At 46.9% G+C, this 209-nt stretch carries 1 protein-coding gene; it reads left to right on the top strand.

Annotation, left to right across the window (positions count from 1 at the left end):
* On the top strand, positions 1-209 hold a 209-nt coding region (locus tag LIZ66_RS18495), incomplete at both ends, for a Spy0128 family protein (RefSeq protein ID WP_227227655.1).

Here is a 209-nt window from a genome sequence, read left to right as displayed (position 1 = left end):
GGAAGAACCCTGAAGGATGGCGAGTTTACATTTGAAGTAAAAGACAAGGCCGGAAAGGTAGTAGCAACCGGAAGCAACAAGTCAGACGGAAGCATCAGCTTTAATAATAAGCTGAATTATAAACTGTCCGACCTGGAAAAAGCGGACGGAAGCTATGAATCCGAGAAGACCTATGAGTACACCGTAAACGAGGTGATCCCGGAGGGAGC

Source organism: Blautia faecis (genome assembly GCF_020554845.1).
GTDB classification, from domain to species: domain Bacteria; phylum Bacillota; class Clostridia; order Lachnospirales; family Lachnospiraceae; genus Blautia_A; species Blautia_A faecis.
This window is presented reverse-complemented; position numbering and strand designations above follow the sequence as displayed.